We start from the raw sequence: 14,882 nt of genomic DNA, 5'->3' as shown, positions 1-14,882 counted from the left end.
CTCATGAGCTGTGGGCATGGTGAATTTCTTCGGCCCGGATGATTCAGCCGCGTGCGCACTTGCCCCGAGAACCTCAAGCCCGCGCAAGTGCGGCCGGGGTGAGGTGAAGGTGGACGTCACCTGGGTGCGTCGGCTCGGATCGCCGGCCATCGGGTTCGGTGGCCGTACCGGGCTCCGCAGTCTGGGTGAGGTACCACTCCCTTCGGGGGTGCAGGGGACGAGCATCCGGGCAGGTCACGAGACAGCGTCCGAATGGTCACGCCTCGGTAACGACGTGACCGGCCCATCGTGCTCGACGGATCGCCGGAACGCAAGAGGCATGTGTGCATCTGCACGAGATTTCGCAGATTTCGAAGGTCCCGAAAGTCAACAACAGAACGGTTTCCAGGCCGGAACCGCGCGGTTTCCCGCCTGCCGTCCCACCCGCTGGACAAGCGCTTGCTTCAGGCACCGGACCGGATTCGTGCGTGCCATCGGCGCCGTTCGCTCGTTGAGCAGGCAACGGGCTGGTCACCGGGGGTGGCCGTCCGGGCTGAGGCAATCGACGTGATGGGGGCAAGCGGTGATCCGAGTGGTCCTCGGGCACCGCGGCGCTATGGTGCGAGGCGCACTGGCCGCGGTGCTGGCACGAGAGAACGACCTGGACGTGGTGGCCGAGGTGGATCGCTCGGACGACGTCCTGGCGGTGATCAACCGGCGGCCGGATGTCGTGCTGCTCGATCCTCAGCTGCCGGGCAAGGTCGGGATCGAGGACCTGTGCCGCCGACTGACCGGCCGTGGCGTGCTGGTGCTGATCGACCACGAGGCGATCGCGGCCACCAGCCTGGCCCTGGTCAAACAGGCGCCCCGGATCGGGCTGATCGCGACCGACTCGTCGACCGACCAGCTGGTCGAGGCGGTGCGCGACGTCGCCAAGGGCCTGCCGGTGGTCGACGTGCGGCTCGCGGTCGCGGCGCTCAAGGCGGGTGACAATCCGCTCACCGATCGCGAATGCGAAGTACTGCGGCAGGTGACCACCGGTGCGACCGCGCAGGAGATCGCCCGGACGCTCAGTCTGAGCGCCGGCACGGTGCGCAACTACCTGTCCCGGATCCTGTCCAAGACGGGTGCGCGCAGCCGGATCGAGGCGATCCGGAAGGCTCAGGACGCGGGCTGGATCTGATCCCGCCCGAGCTGCTGACCCCCGAGCTGCTGACCCCCGAGCTGCTGACCTCGGAGCTGCTGAGCGTCAGGCTGCCAGTGCCCGAGCAGTTCGCGGTACAGCGGTGACTTCCGCAGCAGCGTCGGGTGGTTGCCGATCGCGGCCTTGTTGCCGTCGAGCACGAGGATGCGACGGGCCCGCAGCGCGGAGCTGATCCGGTGCGCGATCACGATCAGCGTGCCGCCACGCGCGGCGAAGGCCTCCTCGGCCCGCCGCTCGGCCTCGGGATCGAGGAAGCAGGTCGCCTCGTCGAGGACGACCAGAGACGCGGGCGACAGGTAGGCCCGGGCCAGCGCGATCAACTGACGCTCACCGGCCGACAACTCCTGGGGTCGCACGCGCGCTCCGAAACCGCCGAGTCGCTCGACCAGGCGCGCCGCGCCGACCGCGTCGACGGCCTCCTGCACCTCGGAGATCGTGGCATCCGGCAGCAGGTAGGTGAGGTTCTCCATCAGCGGCCCGCTGAACACGTACGCCTCCTGCGGAATCAGCACTCGCGTCTCCGCCAGCCGCTCCACCGGTACTTCGCTGGGCGGTACGCCGCCGAGCAGCACCCGGCCACTCGTGGGCGCGAGCATCCCGCAGACGAGTCCGGCGAGAGTCGACTTGCCGATGCCACTGGGCCCGACCACAGCCAGGTGCTCGCCTTCGGCGATGGTGAGGTCCAGGTCTTCAAGCACGGGATCCGCGGACGGCCCGTAGGCGAACGTGAGGCCGCGCAGCCGCAACTGGTACCCGTTCACCTCAGTCACCGGACGCGGCGCAGGCACCGGCGCGGCTGAGTCGAGGATCCGGCCGAGGGTGATGACGTAGCGCAGGCCGCTGTCGCCGAGCGCACTCATCACCGTGTTCAGCGCGGGTTGCAGACCGATCAGCACGTAGGTCAGCCCGCCGAGCAGCGTTCCGGTACTGATGCCGCGCCCGACCAGCCACGGCCCGGCCGCCAGCAAGATCAGAAGTGGAGCCCAGCCACCCACGGCGAAGCACAACGTCCGCAGTGCCGCCACCTTGGCCAGTGACCGTTCCGCGGCGGCTTGCGCCTCGATCGGTCGCCCGACCAGCTTCTGGGCGAACTCCTCGGCACCGGTCGCCGCGACGTCACGGACACCACCGAAAACCATCCCGGCTGCGGTCGCTAACTCCTCGTCGGCCTGCAACGACGCCCGCACCCGATCGGCCGCCATCCCAAGCACCGCCAGCGACAACGCGAACCCCAGAAGGAACGGCGGTACGACGAACAGCGCCACCAGCGGAGCCAGCGACAGCAGCCCGACCACCACTCCGAGCAGCGTGACCACGAAGTTGCGGATCACCAGCACCAGCCCGGCAAAGGTGTCGCGGACGATCTCGACCTGACGGTTCAAGCGAGCCACCGCGGCGTCGTCACCGGTTCGCAGCGCGCCGCCCACGACGCGGCGTACGAGGTCGTCTCGCAAGGGCTCGACCAAGTGGCCGAGGCGGCCGTAGACCTGGTGGGAACCGGCAGCGCCGAGGCACGCGGCGGCGATCAGCCCGCCGAGCCATGCGATGCCTTGCCAGGCGCGGCCGGCCAGGAAGTTGTCGGTCGCGTGGGCGACGGCCACGCCGTAGACGGCGGTCGGCAGGATGTCGGGGATCGACCACAGCGCCAGCTTCAGCGTGGACCGCTTCCGCAGGGCCGTTGCGCCGTAGCGCAGTTCGCGTCTCATCCGAACACCTCGCGGTACGAAGCGTCCTGCCAAAGGTCCTGATGCGAACCCACGCCGCGCACCCGGCCGCCGTCCAGCCAGACGACGAGGTCGGCGCGGGCGGCGGTCGCGGTCCGGTGCGTGACGATCAACCTGGTACGCCGGTACCGGTCCTCGGTGAGCGTCTTGCTGATCTGCAGCTCGGTCGCGGTGTCGAGACTGGAGGTGGCGTCGTCGAGCACCAGCAGGCGACTCGCGGGCCAGGCCCGGGCCAGGCCGAGCCGTTGCCGCTCACCGCCGGACATAGGGGCCTTAGGCAACGGTGTGAAGTACCCGTCGGGCAGCCGGCGGACGAAGTCGTGGGCATGGGTCGCGCGTGCGGCGGCCAGTGTCCGGACCGGCCCGATCGCGTCGTGCGAGATCGCGTCGCCGACCGTCGTGCCGACCAGGGTCGGGCGTTCGAAGGCACAACCGACCGCGGTCCGCAGAGCGTGGTGATTGAGGGCGGGCAGCGGTACGCCGTCGAGCAGCACCTGGCCGATCGACGGATCGCGCAGCCGCGCGGCGAGCGAGGCCAGCACGGACTTGCCGGCGCCACTCGGACCGACCACGGCGATCGTGGCGCCGCCGGGAAGCTCGAGGTGAATGTTTTCGAGCAGTACTGCGTCGTCCGCGACGACCGTCACGCCGTCGAAGGTGAGCCGGCCCGGTCCGGGCGGGAGGGGCAGAAGGCCATGCGCGACCTTGTCGATGGCGAACACTTCCGCTGCTCGCTGGATGCCGGCCCGGGCTCGCGCGATCTCGCCGATCACGCCGGTGAGACTGCCGAGGCCGGCCCCCAGTACGGCGTACTGGCTGGCGGCGAACAGTTCGCCCGGCGTGATCCTGCCGTCGACGAGCTGGAGGCCTCCGACGGCCAGGACGGCCACCAGGACCAGCGGGCCGACGATCGCGGCCTGAGCGCCTGAGCGGGCCAGCACCTTCCAGGTTTCCAGGCCGTGCCGGTGCAGCTCGGGGAGGAAGCCGAGGATGCGGCGTTCTTCGCGGGTTGTGGTGCCGGCCGAGGCGATGGTGCGAAGACCGGTGACCGCTTCGGTCAGCAGTGCGGAGATCCGGCCCTGGGTCTGCTGGTAGGACAAGCTGATCTCGGCGGTCCGGCGGGCGAAGACGAACAGGACGCCGACGACCAGGATCACGCCGCCGAAGAAGGCTACGGCGAGCCAGGGGTCGATGAGGGCGAGCAGGACGAGGCTGCCGATTGGTGGGGCCGTGGCGGCGACGGTGGTGACTGCTGCGGGGCCTGCTTGTGCGGCGTCGGAGGCGTTTCCGGAGACGCGGCTGACGAGGTCGCCGCTGTCGAACTCCCGACTGCCCTCGGCGCCGCCTCGGACGACCTGGCTGACGAGCCCATGCCGCAGCCAGGCAGTTGTCCCGGCGACGCAAGCCGTGCCGGCGAAGGCATCGATCAGGCTGCAGAGCACGCCGACCCCGATCAGGACGGCCGCGATCGTGAACCACCGGCCGTAGCCGGAGCCGGCCACGATCGCGTCGACCGAATGCCCGAGGACGGAGGGCAGGGCGAGAGACACGGCGCTGCTGGCGAGAGCGGTCAACCCGATGACCGGCAACCATGCCCGGCCATGCCGGGCCACCGCACCGAAGGTGGTGGGTGCGGACCGGTAGGCCGGGCCGGGGGCGGTGGTCATCGGGTCAGCCCGGTGGGGTGCGCGGCGGTGGTCATCGGGTGAGGCCGGTGTGGTGGGCTAGGAAGGCGAGCATGTCGGCGGCCAGGCCGATGCCCTTGCTGGTGGAGCCGCCGGCGTGGCCGGTGTCCGGCTCGTAGCGCAGCAGGATGGGGCGCTCGCTGCTGGTCGCGTGTTGCAGCGCGGCGCACATCTTCCTTGCGTGCAAGGGATCTACGCGAGTGTCTCCACCGAAGACGGTGAACAGCACCGCCGGATAGTTCTCACCATCGCGCACGCGGTGGTACGGCGAGTACGACAGCAAGGTCGCCAGTTGCGCGGGGTCGGAGGCCGAGCCGAACTCCGGCACCCAACTCGGGCCGAGTCCGAACTGCTCGTAGCGAACCATGTCGAGCAGCGGCGCCGAGCACACCGCGGCCGTGAACAGCTCCGGTCGTTGGGTGATCGCCGCGCCGACCAGGAGACCACCGTTGGACTCACCGCACAGGGCGAGCTGCTCCGGTGTCGTCCAGCCTTCGGCGATCAGTGTTTCGGCGGCCGCGAAGTAGTCGTCGAAGACGTTCTGCTTCTGGTCGAGCATGCCGGCCTTGTGCCAGTCGTTGCCGCGCTCGCCGCCACCCCGCAAGGTGGCGGTGACGAAGACGCCACCGGCCGCGACCCAGGCGAGGGTGAAGGCGGAGTAGGTCGGGGTCAGCGACTGCCCGAAACCCCCGTAGCCGTAGAGGATCGTGGGTCGCGGTCCGGGGATGCCGGGCTTGGCGACGACGAGCATCTGCAACGCGGTGCCGTCTGCCGAGGTGTAGTCGACTTGCCGCGACTCGGCGTCCGCAGTACCGATCGCGCCGGGTGGTGACGCCCACAGCGTCGTACGGGCCGAGGTGGCGTCGTACTGGTAGACGGCGGTGGGCGTGACGCTGTCCGTGTAGGAGAACCAGACCTGGTTGTCGCCCTCCGGACGGGTGGCCAGCGAGCCGACCGAGCCGACGCCTGGTAGCGGGACCTCGCCGAGTTGGCGGCCGGTGCTCAGGTCGTGGATCGCGATCTCGCCGACCGCGTTCCTGGTCCGGCCGACCAGGACGACCTTGTCGAGGATCGCCAGACCACTCAGCGGCGCGTCGGGATCGGCCGGGACATAGTCGTGCCAGACCAGCGGCTTCTCGGGATCGCCGACGCAGATCTTGCCGGTCGGGGCGTCGCGGGTCGTCACGACGTACAGGCGGCCTTCGCGGCTGACCGTCATCACGGTGATCGCATCGATGCCACGTTGCACGATGGTCGGCCGGCCACCGCGCTGGAGATCCGCGAGCCAGAGATCGTTCGCCGCTCCACGCGCTGCCGAGATGGTCAGCCAGCGGCCGTCCACACTGAGATCCAGCCCGTACGCCGCTTCGTCGGTGAGCACCGGCTCGTCGGCGGGCCGGCCGAGTTCGCGGCGCATCACCCGCCGGCAGCGCACGTAGAAGAAGGATTTCCCGTCGGGGAGCCAGGCGACGGGGGAGTAGCGGCAGCCGTCGATCGGGCCGTCGACGAGTTGGCCGGTGGCGATGTCGAGAACGTGCAGGATGGACTGCTCGGTCCCGCCCTGCGAGATCTGGTACGCCAGCAGGGTCCCGTCGGGGGAGGGCTGCCAGCTGTCGAGCGTGGTCCGGCCGGTCGGGTCGAGCTGGTGCGGATCGAGCAGCACCGCGTCGTCGACGTACAGGATCGGGTGTTCTTGCCCGGCCGCGCGGCGGAGGACGAAACAGCGGTCGCCGCGCCAGACCGGAGTAGAGACCGAACCGACGCTGGACAGTGCTCGGACCCGGGTGCGGAACTGGTACCGGCCGGGGAGCGTGGTCGCGTGGTTCAGCCAGAGTTGGTCCTGGGTCGCCTGCCACTGCCGCGTCTGCGGGGTGGTGGGGTCTTCCAGCCAGCGGTACGGGTCGGGGATCTCGTGCCCGTGCAGCTGATCGACGAGCGGCAGCCGCTCGGCGTCGGGGTAGCTCAGGTCGAGGTGGTGCACGGATCCTCCCGTCGGGGGAAACAGGTTCGGCCCTGGGTGGGAATACTGCCCACCCAGGGCCCCCGGAACCTGACGGCCTCGGCGTCCACGATCCATCACTCACAGATCGGTGACTCGGTGCCACAGCGTCCGATCAGTGGCAGAGCAGAAGGCTCAGGTTGCTCGGACGCTGGGAACCACAGCCGAGCACGGTGAGCGTCGAGCCACCGTGGTGGTGTCCGCCGCCGTAGCCGGGGGTCTCCAGACCCTGAAGGTCGAGAAGTGCCATTTGTTTACACCTCCTCGGGAGGAAATAGAAGGGATGGGGACTCGGACCACTGGGGAGATCCGAGGAACGGGAGGGTGACCGGCTGCTCGTGCAGCGCGGCACCCAGGGCCAGCAGGACGCCGGCCGATCCGGTCGCCAGGTCCATCGAGAGACGGAGCAACTGGTTGCCGGGATACGCCAGGCCGCCTTCGAACGGCATCGCGTGCCAGCCCAGGCCGCGGACCAGGTCGTCGGTCTCGACACCCAGCGCCGGAGCGGCCAGGAGGAGACCGGCACGACCCATGAACAGGCCTGGCTGGACGTAGTAGGAGCAGCGGGCAACCCGCCGCAGGGCTTCGAGCTCCGCCGCCAGGTCGGACTCCGGCCGGCGCTGCAGGAAGCGCTGCAGGACGACGGCGATACCGATCGAGCCCTCTTCCAGATAAGGCAGCGTGCGCCAGCCCTGGTTGACCTGGAGCGTCCCGTCGGGAGTCCGGACGCAGCGCCGGAGGTCTTGCCTGATGGCGATCTCGGCGAGGTCCAGCAGCCCGGTGTCGCCGGTCAGCTCGTAGGCTTCGAGGAAGAGCAGCGCGGGCCCGGACGAGCCGTACATCAACCCGGCTCGCGGCTTCCCGTCGCCACTCAGCTCCGGTACGCCGGTGACGTCGCCCAGCCGGTCCGCGACCAGGTCGACCACGTGGATCGCCTTGGCCCGGAGTGTGGGTTCGCCGGTGAAGTGCAGCAGGTTGAGGCCGATCCCGGCCAGGCCGCTGTGCAGTCCGAGCTCGCGGGTCTCGAGCTGGTCGGCGAGAGTGCGCTCGACCAGATCGAGGGCGTCCTGCTCGTGACCGAGTTCGTTGAGGACATGCGCGATGCCGTGCAGTCCGTCGTACAGGCCGGGGCCGATCTCGCTGGTCAGCGCGTGCTTGCGCAGCCAGTCCTCGTACTCCGGGAAGCGGCCGGCGCCCGTCTTGGTGAGCGCGTAGAGGACTCCTGCCGCGCCGGTGGCGAGGTTGGTGCCGCCGCCGGGCTGGAACTGCGCGATGTCGCCAGGGAACAGACGGTCGTAGCGATCGGGAGTGGCACTGGCAACGATTGCCGTCGTCAGTGCTGCGCGGACCTCGGCCCACTCCGCCCGACCGGGCAGGACCAGGTCGGGTGCGCTGGTCACGTCCGGGCCGACGATCGTGCGAACCGCCGCGTCGAGGGTCTCGCGCGGGACCGGGAAGGTCTCGGCGATCATGTCGGCGAGCTGGAAAGCCTTGCCTGGCTGGAGATTCAGCAACATCGTCGTCTGTGGCGCGAACAGGCCGAGCGTGATGCAGGCGAGGGCGTAAAGGTCGACATCCGGACCCTGGCGATCGCCGGGAGCGGCGTACCCGGGGTGTGCGAGAGCCGACCTGGCCTGATCCTCGACCAGCGTTGCGACCTCGAAGTCGATGAGGACCATGCGGTCCCCGACCGGGGCGGTGGGGTGGGGGTCGGCAATGGCACTGCTGGCTAGCAGGACGTTGTCCGGGTGGAGGTCGCAGAAGACGACTCCGCGGTCGTGCAACTGGGCGACGGCTTTTTGGACGTCCGTGACGATGCCGGCGGCCCAGTCGGCGTACTCCGCCAGTTCGGCGTCGGTCGCGTCGGGATGGGTGAGCGGGTAGCGGCGGACCAGTTCGCGTTGCAGCGGGTTCGCGTCGACGAACTCCTGGACCAGGAAGTGGTGCTCGCCCAGCTCGAAGTAGTCGTGCACCTTCGGGACCACGTCGAGTCCTTCGAGGCGCCGCAGGATGTCGCGCTCGTGGCCGACCCGGGCGACCGCGTCGCGGCCGCTCATGTCCAGCCCGGCCAGCGGCCGGCCCTCCTTGAGGACGACCTTCGCGCCGGTCTCGTTGTGGTGGCCGAGGTAGACGCCGCCGCCGTTGGAGAACTGGATGACGCCGTCGATCGTGTACGCCAGCTCGTTGGTGGTGACCGCGTTGCGCGCGTCCAGGTGGGAGTGCAGGAACGGCGGCAGGCTCACCCACGGCGGCATGGCGAAGGTCGGGCCGCGATGGTCCGGGACCAGCCGGCCGCGGTCGTCCTCCAGGGCGAGCACGCGCTCGCCGCCCTCGTTCAGGCAGTAGCGGCTGACGAACGCGCCGTACCGGACGAACAGCGGGCCTTCGGCGTACCGGAGATCGCTCAGGATGTACGGGCCGCGGACACCTTGCAGGAGGTCGTCGAGGTCCTTGAGCACGAGCTCCAGCTGCGCTTCGTCGACCGGGTAGATCGTGACCAGCTTGCCGCTCGAACCGCGCGGGGCGGACTTCGAGTTGACCATCACCATCACGGGCTCGTTGCGCAGGAACTTGAACGCGATGCCGCGGGGAACGCAGTAGTCCCACACCGCGGCGAGCGTCCGCTCGGCGTCCTCGAGCCCGGAGGAGACGTGGATCTTCCAGCCCTGGGCCGGCAGCTCGAGACCGTCCGGCGCGTAGTGCATCCAGGTCTCGCCGGGCACGTGGCTCCAGCCGGCCGGGACCGGTCGCGCACAGAGGGCGAAGTCCGGATGCTCGGCACCCCGGTTGGTGGGGGACTCGTAGAATCGCCGGTCGGCGAGGCAGTACAGCTCGTAGCTTTCCATGGCGGTTCGTCCCCCTCTCTCATCGGTGTGCCCGGCACATCTTGGGCAATGGGAGGAGGGCTCGCGTAGTGCAGGACGTCACCACTAGACCGTGAAGAACTCATGGCCTACGGATGGGTAAGTAACCACTCTTTGTTACATCACGGTCACTTTGAGCGGTGAAATCGCTGTTACACCATGTCAATTAGTGGCGGTGGCGTAACAGGGCGTAACTTCACCGGATCTGCCTCGTGTGATGCCTTTGAGCCCCAAAGGGCGACCTTGAACACGTTATTTCCTGTCCGAGGTCGCCGGTGCGGGGCCGAACCCACAAGAGGTGGCGGATCACTTGGCCGAGCGGTGCTGCTGGCTGGCGAAGTACGCGACCTTGCGGGCCCGCATCACCTCGCCCAACGGCCGGTGCTCGACGAGTGCGTTCCAGGGATCGAACTTGGCCGCCTCGACCTCGTCGTCGAAGGCGCCGTCGGCGTGCTGGCGCGGGATGGTGAGCCGGCCGACGGTCAGGTACGGCGCGTCCCAGTTGACCGAGGCGTCCTCGATCGGGGTGTGCTGCTCGTCGGTGAAGAACTGGACCTGGAAGTCGAAGCTCAACGGGCCGTTCTCGAGGCGCTGGTAGATGTCGGCCGTCCAGTCCACCCGCTCGCTCTCGATCACCTCGTCCGAGGCGGCAGCCAGCTTCACGCGGACGGCGTACGGGCCGAAGGCGATCGGGGCGGCACTGAAGAAGTCCTGGGTGGCGAAGCCGGTGAACGGCTCTTTGAGCGCTGCCTGGACGGTCTTGAGCTGCGAGAGCATCCGCGGCTTCTTGAGCAGGCGAAGCAGAATCTTGCCGGGCGTACTGGCGCCGGTGGTGACGATGTCGGTGAAGTCGGCACTGGTCGCGGAACTGAACCGCTCATGATTGATCAACGCGAAATCCTGCGAAACCGCCTCACCGCCGAGCGCCGCCCGGCCGCTGACGCCCAACACCTTCAGCGAGAACCCACGGATGTCCGGAACGCGATCAGGCGCCCGGTTGAAACCACCGTTGGAGAGCCGAACCCACACGTCGTACGTCGCCGGGATCGCAAAGATCCCCTGCTTGGCATGATCCGGAAGCTCACCCGGAACGACGAGAGTGGCCCGAAGAGCCGCCACTTGCTTGCGATGCAACGCCCTCCCGATCCCGTACTTCTCGTCCTTCTCCGTTTGCATCTCAGCAAACGCAGCCGCCTGCCGCTCATGCCGCTCAGCTTCATCGGGACGAACCACCTCACGCCACCCAGTACTCGGCTCAGCCACGACAACTCCCATCAGCGGGGTCCAGCGGACCCCCCCAGTATCCGCCCGACCATTGGTTGCGCGAGGCAACCGCACAAGGGCGAGATGTCGGCCCAGGAGGTGAGCCAGGGCGAGGGGGGCACGCTTGCGGTTCCGAGACGCCTGCGTGGAAGTCGTCGAGCCGCCGTGGCAAGGCGATCCCGCACTGGCGGCCTGCGGACTCGGGGGATCTCAACATCGCGCCGTACCCGGGGCGCTACGAGGCCGCGAGGACCAAGGGTGTTGCTCCGAACGAGGATCCGGTGCCGCTCGACATCACCGGCATGTGGGACTTCCAGCAGCAGGTCGGCAGGATCGCTGAACTGGTGGAGCACGAGCCGGCGCTCGATGGCGGGCTCTCGATGGACGGCGATGCGCGGGCGGTGACCGTCCGTCTCGTGGGGCCGGTCGACGGCACGTCGCCCGTGGTGGAGTGGCTCAAGGCATCCGTCCTGGCCTCGGCCCAGCTAACGACCAGTTCACATCCGCATCTTATTGCGCCTATCCGTAGTAGATTGCTGATAGGGGTAGTAGAGTGCGGATATGGACATGTCCAGCCCGATGAGCACCGTCGTGCAGACGCTCGATGGTCCCGTGCTCGCCGTACTCGCCGGGACAACTGCGCCGCTGACCGGTCGCCGGATTCACCAGCTCGCCCGCACCGGGAGCGAGCGAGGGGTTTTGAACGTGCTGCACCGCCTGGCGGGGACCGGGCTGGTCGACGCGGCCCGGGTCGGAGCATCCATCCAGTTCACGCTGAACCGCGACCACGTGGCCGCCGCAGCGGTCCTGCAGCTCACCGAGCTGCGACCGCTGCTGTTCGACCGATTCCGAGAAACGATCAACGCGTGGGACGTGCAGCCGGACCATGCCAGCATCTTCGGGTCGACGGCCCGCGGCGACGGCGACCTCGATAGCGATATCGACCTGTTGCTCGTGCACGGATTCGACGACCCGCCGGCGGCGTGGACCGATCAGCTCGGAGACCTCGGCGACCAGACCCGCCGCTGGAGCGGCAACTACCTCCAGATCTACGACATCAGCCGTGCCGGGCTGCTCGCACATCTAGAGGCTGGCGAACCGATCGTCAACGACTGGAAGAGCGACGCCGTCAGGATCCACGGCCCAGAAATCCGAACCTTCATCCACCGACTAACCCACCAGGAGAGCGCGTGAGCCGCCCGACCGGCCGGACCGAGGACTGCAACCGGCCACAGGCCGCCATACGCCTCACCCACGCCCGCGCATTCCTTGAGGTCGCCGACCTCGTCGGCGACGTCGACGACGAACTGGCCAACGACAACGTCGCGGCCGCGCTCGCCGTACTCGCCGGCATTGCCGCGGCCGACGCGGCGTGTTGCCTGACCCTCGGTGAAAGATCTCGGGGCCAAGACCACCGCCAGGCGATCCAACTCGTCTCCCAAGTGGGCAGCGACGGCCAGCGGCTCGGCCGCGCACTAAAGCGTCTGCTCGACATCAAAGACGGCGCACACTACGGCGCGGTCTACGTCGGTGCGAAGGAAGCCAAGGAGGCGGTACGAAGCGCGCACACACTGCTCGACGAGGCCGAACGCCTCTTCCAGAGAAACAGCTGACGGGTACCTCCAGCAACCGGAACTGGTGCTGGAGTGATTTCGTGAGCGACCGCCGGAACACAACTCCGGCGGTCCGCTCCCTTGGGCATCACCAGGCTGGCACCGCTGGGGCCGCGCGGCGCACCCATCGGCCACAGCGATGTGGGTCGGAGCCGCTTGCGAGGTTCCCCCCGTAGGCTCGGGCGGGCACGACGCTCTAGCCAGCGAGGTGAGTACGGGTGGGCGCAAATCCCCGGCACGACCAGGCAACGCGGGTCCGAGACGCCAGCGCGTGCCCACCCCGGTGGTTCGGGTGGGCACGACGGTCTAGCCAGCGATGTGAGTACGGGTGGGTGTAAACACTCAGTGTTCGATGTTGCCTCGGGCGGTCTTCGGCATCAGGAAGCCGGCGGCGAAGGCGAGGGCGATCGCTCCGATCGTTGCCAGGAGTGCGGTCTGGGTGCCGTCGAGGGCGGCCAGGGAGCGGGTGGCCGGGGCGGCGTGGGAGACCTTGCCCATGAAGATCGTTCCGATGACCGCGATGCCCAGTGCGATCCCGACCTGCTCGAACGAGCCCAGCATTCCGCTCGCGGAGCCGACCTCGGTGTCCCGGACGCCGCTCAGGACGATGTCGAACAGCGGCACGAAGACCATGCCCATCCCGATTCCGCCGAGCAGGGTCGGCCCCGCGATGTCCCAGCTGCCGACGCTCACGCCGGCCAGAGCCAGTACGGCGTACGTCCCGGCCAGGCCGACCGCCATCAGGGCCAGACCGATGTGCAGCAGCCGGCGGCCGTACTTCTGCATCGTCATGCCGGAGATCGCCGAGCCGACCAGCGCGCCGAGGGCCCAGGGGGCCAGTGCCAGGCTGGCCCGGATCGGGCTGTAGCCGAGGCCGACCTGGAGGAACATGCCGAGGACGAAGGTGCCGGCCATCGCACCGAAGAAGACGACCGCGAAGAAGACGCCGGAGACGTACGAGCGGCTCTTCAGCAGGCGGGGCTCGATCAGCGGGGTGGCGCCGTTGCGGCTGCGGCGGGACTGGTGGAGGCCGAAGCCGATCAGGACGGGCAGTGACGCGACCAGCAGCAGCTTCGACCACACCGGCCAGCCGAGCTCGTGACCCTGCACCAGCGGGTAGACCAGGGCGAACAGGCCGGCGCTCGCGATCAGCAGGCCGGGGACGTCCAGCGAGACGCGGCGCTCGGCGGGCTTGGTGTTCGGGAGGTGCTTGGCGGCGACCAGGAAGGTGAACAGGCCGATCGGGAGGTTGATCAGGAAAATCGCGCGCCAGCCGGTGCCGAACAGGTCCGCGTCGAGGACGCTACCGCCGACGATCGGGCCGAGAACCGCGGCCAGTCCCATGATCGGGCCGAAGAACCCGAAGGCCTTGGCTCGCTCGTCGGGCTCGAACAGATCCCGGACCAGACCGAATCCCTGCGGCAGCATCACCGCGGCGAATGCTCCTTGCGCGACCCGGGAGGCGATCAGCATCTCCGGTGACACCGCCAGACCGCAGAACAGCGACGTCACGGTGAAACCGGCGACTCCGATCAGCAGCGCACGCTTGCGGCCGACCAGGTCGCCGAGCCGGCCACCGACCAGGAGCAGGACGGCCAGCGCCATCGTGTACCCGGCGGCCATCCACTGCAGGCTGGCGTAGGAGCCGCCGAGGTCGCCCCGGATGGCCGGTGCCGCGACGTTCATCACGGTCGAGTCGAGCAGGTCCATGACGGCCGCGGTCATCACGGCGGCGAAGGCGAGCCAGCGCTTGCGGAGGCGCGGCGGGGCGGCGGCGACGGTCTCGGTGCGGGGGAGTACTGCGACTGCGGTCATCTACGGCTCCAGGTTCGAACGGAACGAACTGTTCTGTTCCAAACTGTAACGGAACGGATCATTCCGTTCAAGTGCTAATCTGGGTGACATGACCAAAACTTTGAGTGGCCGCCAGGCACAGGCGGCCCGGAACGACGAAGTGATCCTGGCCGCCGCCCGGGCGGTCTTCATCGCCGATCCCGGTGCGCCGATCGCGGCGGTGGCCGAGCGGGCCGGGGTCGGGATCAGTGCCCTGTACCGCCGGTACGCGAGCAAGGAGGAGCTGCTCCGCAAGCTGTGTGCCGACGGCCTCGCCCGCTACATCGAGGAGTCGGAGAAGGCGCTGGCCGACGACCGGGACCCGTGGACCGCCTTCGAGGCGCTCTTGCATGCTCTTGTCGACGCCGACACCAACTCGCTCACTCAGCGGCTGGCGGGCACCTTCACGCCGACCCCCGAGCTGTTCGAGGCGGCCGGGCGGGCGGGCGAGCTGAATGTGGCCATCTACGAGCGGACCAAGGAGTACCTGCGCCCCGGCATCGTGGTGGAGGACTTCGCGATGATCCTGGAGCAGATCACCTCGATCAAGCTCGGTGACGAGGCGCGGACCAACCGGCTGCGCCATCGGTATCTGACGCTGGTCCTGGAGGCGATGCGCCGTACCGGTGAGCAACCGGGCGGCGAGCCGGAGCTCCCCGGCCCGCCGCCCGGCGCCGACGAGCTGACCGACCGCTGGCGCGTCTAGACCTCAGGCCGG

11 protein-coding genes are annotated in these 14,882 nt (G+C 68.9%); 4 read left to right on the top strand and 7 right to left on the bottom strand.

The features are described 5' to 3' along the window. The first annotated feature begins 562 nt into the window (after positions 1 to 562). Positions 563 to 1,162 carry a response regulator transcription factor gene (locus tag ACQPYM_RS38690; RefSeq protein WP_433011211.1) on the top strand — a complete coding sequence of 200 codons (600 nt, stop codon included), beginning with the start codon at positions 563 to 565 and terminating at the stop codon, positions 1,160 to 1,162. Here ACQPYM_RS38690 and ACQPYM_RS38685 read toward each other — a convergent pair. The 6 genes from ACQPYM_RS38685 to ACQPYM_RS38660 all read right to left on the bottom strand — a co-directional run bounded on the left by ACQPYM_RS38685 (position 1,141) and on the right by ACQPYM_RS38660 (position 10,631). Continuing rightward, positions 1,141 to 2,889, bottom strand: coding sequence for an ABC transporter ATP-binding protein (locus tag ACQPYM_RS38685; RefSeq protein ID WP_433011208.1), 1,749 nt, complete (start codon positions 2,887 to 2,889; stop codon positions 1,141 to 1,143). The two genes, ACQPYM_RS38690 and ACQPYM_RS38685, sit on opposite strands and share 22 nt — an antisense overlap. Continuing rightward, on the bottom strand, positions 2,886 to 4,574 hold the full coding sequence (locus tag ACQPYM_RS38680; RefSeq protein WP_433011205.1) for an ABC transporter ATP-binding protein: 1,689 nt from the start codon (positions 4,572 to 4,574) through the stop codon (positions 2,886 to 2,888). Before ACQPYM_RS38680 ends, ACQPYM_RS38685 begins: the two co-directional genes overlap by 4 nt. 31 nt (positions 4,575 to 4,605) lie before the next feature. Further along, a complete protein-coding gene (locus ACQPYM_RS38675; protein ID WP_433011202.1) occupies positions 4,606 to 6,573 on the bottom strand; it encodes a prolyl oligopeptidase family serine peptidase in 1,968 nt (655 codons plus the stop codon). 133 nt (positions 6,574 to 6,706) lie between these two features. Beyond that, the gene (locus ACQPYM_RS38670; protein WP_171673791.1) at positions 6,707 to 6,841 is read right to left on the bottom strand and encodes a SapB/AmfS family lanthipeptide; all 135 of its coding nucleotides are present in this window, start codon (positions 6,839 to 6,841) and stop codon (positions 6,707 to 6,709) included. Positions 6,842 to 6,845: 4 nt separating this feature from the next. Continuing rightward, positions 6,846 to 9,437: a class III lanthionine synthetase LanKC gene (gene lanKC / locus ACQPYM_RS38665; protein WP_433011198.1), complete on the bottom strand. Its 2,592-nt coding sequence runs from the start codon at positions 9,435 to 9,437 to the stop codon at positions 6,846 to 6,848. 324 nt (positions 9,438 to 9,761) lie between these two features. Next, positions 9,762 to 10,631 carry a hypothetical protein gene (locus tag ACQPYM_RS38660; protein WP_433011195.1) on the bottom strand — a complete coding sequence of 290 codons (870 nt, stop codon included), beginning with the start codon at positions 10,629 to 10,631 and terminating at the stop codon, positions 9,762 to 9,764. A gap of 648 nt (positions 10,632 to 11,279) precedes the next feature. On the opposite strand from ACQPYM_RS38660, the gene ACQPYM_RS38655 reads away from it, so the two are divergent. Together ACQPYM_RS38655 and ACQPYM_RS38650 are read left to right on the top strand one after the other, a co-directional pair. Further along, a complete protein-coding gene (locus ACQPYM_RS38655) occupies positions 11,280 to 11,912 on the top strand; it encodes a nucleotidyltransferase domain-containing protein (protein WP_433011192.1) in 633 nt (210 codons plus the stop codon). After that, positions 11,909 to 12,331: a hypothetical protein gene (locus ACQPYM_RS38650; RefSeq protein WP_433011189.1), complete on the top strand. Its 423-nt coding sequence runs from the start codon at positions 11,909 to 11,911 to the stop codon at positions 12,329 to 12,331. Before ACQPYM_RS38655 ends, ACQPYM_RS38650 begins: the two co-directional genes overlap by 4 nt. A 342-nt stretch (positions 12,332 to 12,673) precedes the next feature. On the opposite strand, the gene ACQPYM_RS38645 is transcribed toward ACQPYM_RS38650, so the two are convergent. Then, the gene (locus tag ACQPYM_RS38645; RefSeq protein ID WP_433011186.1) at positions 12,674 to 14,146 is read right to left on the bottom strand and encodes a DHA2 family efflux MFS transporter permease subunit; all 1,473 of its coding nucleotides are present in this window, start codon (positions 14,144 to 14,146) and stop codon (positions 12,674 to 12,676) included. A gap of 88 nt (positions 14,147 to 14,234) precedes the next feature. Between ACQPYM_RS38645 and ACQPYM_RS38640 the strand changes: the two genes are divergently transcribed. Next, the gene (locus ACQPYM_RS38640; RefSeq protein ID WP_433011183.1) at positions 14,235 to 14,870 is read left to right on the top strand and encodes a TetR/AcrR family transcriptional regulator; all 636 of its coding nucleotides are present in this window, start codon (positions 14,235 to 14,237) and stop codon (positions 14,868 to 14,870) included. Positions 14,871 to 14,882 lie beyond the last annotated feature (12 nt).

The organism is Kribbella sp. CA-294648 (genome assembly GCF_050943845.1).
GTDB lineage: Bacteria > Actinomycetota > Actinomycetes > Propionibacteriales > Kribbellaceae > Kribbella.
The sequence above is the reverse complement of the archived record's forward strand: the minus strand, read 5'-3'. Positions and strand labels throughout refer to the sequence as shown.

Coding starts and splice junctions, on each gene's coding strand:
- lanKC (WP_433011198.1), bottom strand. CDS start 9,437: ATGGAAAGCTACGAGCTGTACTGCCTCGCCGACCGGCGATTCTACGAG.
- ACQPYM_RS38645 (WP_433011186.1), bottom strand. CDS start 14,146: ATGACCGCAGTCGCAGTACTCCCCCGCACCGAGACCGTCGCCGCCGCC.
- ACQPYM_RS38670 (WP_171673791.1), bottom strand. CDS start 6,841: ATGGCACTTCTCGACCTTCAGGGTCTGGAGACCCCCGGCTACGGCGGC.
- ACQPYM_RS38685 (WP_433011208.1), bottom strand. CDS start 2,889: ATGAGACGCGAACTGCGCTACGGCGCAACGGCCCTGCGGAAGCGGTCC.
- ACQPYM_RS38640 (WP_433011183.1), top strand. CDS start 14,235: ATGACCAAAACTTTGAGTGGCCGCCAGGCACAGGCGGCCCGGAACGAC.
- ACQPYM_RS38680 (WP_433011205.1), bottom strand. CDS start 4,574: ATGACCACCGCCCCCGGCCCGGCCTACCGGTCCGCACCCACCACCTTC.
- ACQPYM_RS38655 (WP_433011192.1), top strand. CDS start 11,280: ATGGACATGTCCAGCCCGATGAGCACCGTCGTGCAGACGCTCGATGGT.
- ACQPYM_RS38660 (WP_433011195.1), bottom strand. CDS start 10,631: ATGCAAACGGAGAAGGACGAGAAGTACGGGATCGGGAGGGCGTTGCAT.